The following is a 4,858-nucleotide window of genomic DNA, read 5'->3' as shown; positions in this document are numbered from 1 at the left end:
GCCCGCGCGGTCGCGCTGCGCAAGAGCGCGTTCAAGGAGGCCGGCCTGGACCCGGACAAGCCGCCGACGTCGCTGGCCGAGATCAAGGTGGCGGCCGAGAAGCTGACCAAGCGGGACTCGAACGGCGCGATCACCCGCAGCGGGTTCGACCTCGCCTCGCCGACCGGTTTCCGGCAGTCGTTCACCACCTTCCTGGCCTCGACCGGCACCCCGCTCTACGTCGGCGGCGAGCCGAACTTCGACAACCAGCAGGGCCTGGACACGCTGCTGTGGATCAAGTCGATGATCAACAACGTCCAGCCCTACGGTGAGCGCAGCGCGTCGCAGACGGCGCTGGTGTTCAGCGGCAAGGCCGCGATGGGCATCGTCACCGGCGCGGTCGACTGCTCCGAGAAGGGCATCGGCAAGAAGAACTGCGACGACCTCAAGTTCTTCCGCTTCAACAGCGGCAAGGAGATCGAGTACGTCGGTGGCGACCTGGCGTCGATCGGGTCCCGCAGCCGGCACAAGGACGCGGCCTGGGCCTTCATCCAGTCGCTGACCAAGCCGACCACGCTGGACGCGCTGGCCAAGCTGAACCGCAAGATCCCGGCCTACAAGGACGCCAGCAACTCGCCGCAGGCGAAGTCGAACCCGTTGAGCCAGTTCGTCGCCGACGGCCTGGTCTACGCGATCAACGAGAACGAGGTGCCGTCCAACTGGCTCGAGATGCGTGGCAACTTCGACATCCAGCTCACCCAGGCGGTCCTCGGTCAGAAGGATCCCGCCAAGGTGCTGGCCAACCTGGCAGGGCAGAGCAGATGAGTGAGCGTAGCGAGCGAACAAACAACACAGCCACCAAAGTGCTCGTGCCGGAGCCGAGCGCCAGCGAGGTGGAGGCATGAGCACAACGTTGGAACGTCCCGCGGTCAGTGCGCCGCGGAAGGTCGCACCCGCCAAGGACAGCCGGACGCTGATCCGCGGCCAGGCCCGGGCCGGCTGGATCCTGCTGTCCCCCGCGCTGCTGCACTCCGGGGTCTTCATCGTCATCCCGGTGATCGCCGTCCTGGTGCTCAGCCTCACCGACTACAGCTTCGGTGACTCCTGGGCCTGGGTCGGGTTCGGCAACTATGCCGACCTGTTCCGCGACGTCGACTTCCAGGCGTCGCTGTGGAACACCGTGCTGTACGCGCTGGTGGTGATCCCGGTCTCGATGGCGATCGCGCTGGCGGTGGCGGTCGGGCTGAACCAGAAGATCAAGGCGCTCGGCTTCTTCCGGACCGCGTTCTACGTCCCGACGGTGACCGCGACGGTCGCGATCGCCACCGTCTGGTTGTGGATCTACAACCCGGGTTCCGGCCTGGCGAACGGGTTCCTCAGCCTGTTCGGCTTCGCGCCCACGCAGTGGCTGTCCGACCCGGCGACCGCGCTGCCCTCGCTGATGGTGATCGGCGTCTGGCAGGGCCTGGGCACGAAGATCATCATCTACCTGGCCGCGCTGCAGGGCGTCTCGCGGGACCTGCTGGAGTCGGCCGAGATCGACGGCGCCGGCCGCTGGCAGAAGTTCGCCAACGTGACCTGGCCGGCGCTGGGCCCGGTGCAGTTCTTCGTCCTGATCACGTCGATCGTCGGCACCTTCCAGGTCTTCGACCTGGTCTACGTGATGACCCAGGGCGGCCCCGGCACCGAGACCCGGGTGCTGGTGCTGGACATCTACCAGAACGCGTTCACGGACCTGAAACTCGGCTACGCGTCCGCCGAGACGGTGATCATGATGATCGTGATCGCCGCGTTCATCGGCGTCGGGCGCCTGCTCCAGAAGGCGGATGCCAATGACTAGCGTGACTGTGGCCGGCCCCGCGGCCGCGCCGAAGCCGTCGACGATCACGGTCGGCCGGATCCTGTTGTACGTCGTGCTGACGATCGGCGCGGTGCTGATGATCACGCCGTTCGTCTGGATGGTGCTGACCGCGCTGAAGAGCAACCAGGAGATCATGGAGTTCTCCTGGCTGCCGAACGAGCTGCGCTGGCGCAACTTCACCGAGGCGATGGAGACCGCGCCGTTCCTGCGCTACTTCCGCAACAGCCTGATCATCGCGGTCGGTGAGACCGCGTTCACCCTGGCGGTCTGCACGACGGCCGGGTACGCGCTGGCCAAACTGCCGCTGCGCGGCTCGAAGGCGTTGCTGAACTACTTCATCGTGCTGCTGCTGGTGCCGTTCCAGATCATCCTGGTGCCGCTGTTCCTGATCGTGAAGTCGATCCCGCTGTTCGGCGGCAACAACATCCTCGGCCAGGGCGGGATCGGCTGGCTGAACTCCTGGTGGGGCCTGATCATCCCGCTCGGCGCGGCGCCCCTGTTCACCTTCCTGGCCCGGCAGTTCTTCGTGTCGCTGCCGGACGAGCTGGCCCAGGCGGCCCGGGTCGACGGGCTGGGCGAGTTCGGCATCTTCTGGCGGATCATGACGCCGCTGATCAAGCCGGCCCTGATCACCATCTGCGTGTTCCAGATCGAGGCGGCCTGGAACGGTTTCCTGTGGCCGTTGATGATCACCACGTCGGACTCGATGCGGCCGCTGCAGCTCGGGCTGGCGATCTTCGCGCAGAACCCGGACGACATCCAGTGGCCTTACCTGATGGCCGGTACGGCGCTGGCCGCGCTGCCGATGATCGTGCTGTTCGTGTTCGCCCAGAAGCGGTTCATCGAGGGAATGGCGAACGTCGGAATCAAGGGTTAGCCGCGCACCTGATTCCGGGGGCAGAAACCTCGTACAGGTGCTCACCCCGCCCCGGGTGAGCACCTGCGAGGCCCCCCACAACATGCGGTGGTCCCGAAGAAACACCGGAGCTTCCCACTCGGTCCCCCCGCCGGGTCGCTCACCCGTTTATCGGCACAGTGTGGCCGTCGTTACATCATTCGTCCGGATTTCTGGTGGACTTTCCGGAGGATTTCTTCGGGTTCCTGCGAAATGCCGCTTTCTTACTACGTTTCGCGGCCGGCGCGCGACGGTGGGTAGGCGGGCCTGCTCCGGGGAACCGGCGTGAGATGCGGATCCGTGTGCTCACCCTGAATGTCCAGCACGACGCCGGCGACCCTCGCCGTACCGAGCTGATCAATGCCGAGCTCCGGCGGCTGGAGCCGGACCTGGTCGCGCTCCAGGAGGTCTGCGATCACCAACTCAGCGAGCTGATCGAAGGCACCGGGCTGACGCACACGACGCACCAGTCCGAGTTGCTGGTGTCCCGTTGGCGTCACGGTTCGGTGGTCGCGTCCCGGTGGCCGCATCGCGTCGTCGACGTGGCGGAGCACCGCCCGTCGGCGACGTCGGACGACCATTGGTGGACGCTGACCGCGGCGGTCGACGTACCCGAGTTGGGTGAGTTGCTGTTCATTCACCCGTCGACACCGTGGCGACTCGATCAGGCCGCGGCCCGCGAGCAGCAGTTGATCGCGGCGGTCGAGGTGGACGAGCTGCATCGCTTCCCGTTGCCGTCGATCATCGCCGGCGATCTGAACGCGACGCCGAAGTCGGCGGGCATCCGCTACCTGGCCGGCTTGCAGGCCCTCGGTGGGCGCAGCACGCACTACCACGACGCTTGGGCGGTCGCCGGCGAAGGCCTCGGCTTCACCTGGACCGTTGCCAACCCACTCGCGGCCGAGGAGATCGAGAAACTGATCGGCCAGCAACGCCACCGGCGCCGAATCGACTACATCTTCGTCGGCTCCGCGCACTCCCACCCGAACGCACGCGCCAGAGTCCTGCGCGCCGAACTGGTCGGCGACGCCCCCGTCGACGACATCTGGCTCAGCGACCACTTCGGCGTACTCGCCGACCTCGACTACGAACTGACCTGATCGCCGGCTAGCTGACGTGGACGTGGACGACGTGACGGACGAGGGGGAGTGACCGGGCGCGGAGGTTGCCGCCGGCACCTTCCAGGAGGTCGTGCCTCGTCAAAGAACCCGTTGTGCGGTTAGGATTCACGACGTGACTGCCGGGTCGGCCCTTCGTGGCCATTCACGAGTCGGGTTCCCGGCCGCCTTCTGAGCGCCGGTGCGGCCGCTCGCGGCCCGCCCTCGTTTCTCCTTGCTGACAAGGTCATTTCCGCAGGCCCGAAACCATCGAGAGAGAAGCGAATCCTGAACGAAATCATCGAGAACTTCCGCGCGAACGCCGGCCAGGCCGGCGACGGCAGGTACCTGCTGCTGACCACCACCGGCGCTCGCTCGGGCAAGCAGCACACCGCGATCCTCGGGTACTACCCGGACGGGGACCGCGTCCTCGTCGTCGGCTCGGCCGGCGGCGGTCCCAAGCATCCGGACTGGTACCACAACCTGGTCGCCAACCCCGACGTCACGATCGAGACCGGCCTGTTCACCTACCCGGCGACGGCCGTCGTGCTGCGCGGCGCCGAGCGCGACGAGGTGTTCGCCCGGCTCGTCGAGGCCGAGCCCGGGTGGGGTGAGTACCAAGAGCGGACGACCCGGACGATCCCGGTGGTCGCGCTGGTCCAGCCACCCGGCCCACCCGGCGGCGGTAGTGACGGGTCGGTCGCCGATTTCCTCAAGCGGATCCACACCGTGTTCCGCCGCGAGCTGGCCTTGATCCGCCAGGAGGTCGCCACCGCCGGCACGGCCGGCCTCGGCGCCCAGCTCCGGATCAACTGCCTCACGCTCTGCCAAGGCCTGCACAACCACCACACCGGCGAGTCCCTCGGCCTGTTCCCTGCCTTGGCCGACCAGCATCCAGAGTTGGCCGACGCAATCGCCGTACTGCAGTCCGAGCACGATCAGATCGCCGTACTCCTGGAGGAGCTGGAGAAGCACCTCTCGGAGCCGTCTCCGGACCTGCTTCCGCAGGTGGATCGCCTGGTCGAC

Annotated in this window: 5 protein-coding genes; all 5 read left to right on the top strand. The window is 67.0% G+C overall.

Going from position 1 to position 4,858, the window contains the following annotated elements; all coding sequences use genetic code 11:
• The coding region (locus ACWCOV_RS41480; RefSeq protein ID WP_449834874.1) for an extracellular solute-binding protein at window positions 1-804 on the top strand (804 nt) is incomplete at its 5' end.
• A 76-nt stretch (window positions 805-880) separates the two neighbouring features.
• The gene (locus ACWCOV_RS41475) at window positions 881-1,819 is read left to right on the top strand and encodes a carbohydrate ABC transporter permease (RefSeq protein ID WP_449834873.1); all 939 of its coding nucleotides are present in this window, start codon (window positions 881-883) and stop codon (window positions 1,817-1,819) included.
• Window positions 1,812-2,717 carry a carbohydrate ABC transporter permease gene (locus tag ACWCOV_RS41470; protein WP_449834872.1) on the top strand — a complete coding sequence of 302 codons (906 nt, stop codon included), beginning with the start codon at window positions 1,812-1,814 and terminating at the stop codon, window positions 2,715-2,717. The genes ACWCOV_RS41475 and ACWCOV_RS41470 overlap by 8 nt, the downstream gene beginning before the upstream one ends.
• A 308-nt stretch (window positions 2,718-3,025) precedes the next feature.
• Entirely contained in the window at window positions 3,026-3,835 is an 810-nt protein-coding gene (locus ACWCOV_RS41465) for an endonuclease/exonuclease/phosphatase family protein (protein ID WP_449834871.1), read from the top strand.
• 189 nt (window positions 3,836-4,024) lie between these two features.
• A partial coding sequence (locus tag ACWCOV_RS41460) for a nitroreductase/quinone reductase family protein (protein WP_449834875.1) occupies window positions 4,025-4,858 on the top strand: 834 nt, incomplete at its 3' end.

This window comes from Kribbella sp. NPDC002412, from assembly GCF_053592935.1.
This window is presented reverse-complemented; position numbering and strand designations above follow the sequence as displayed.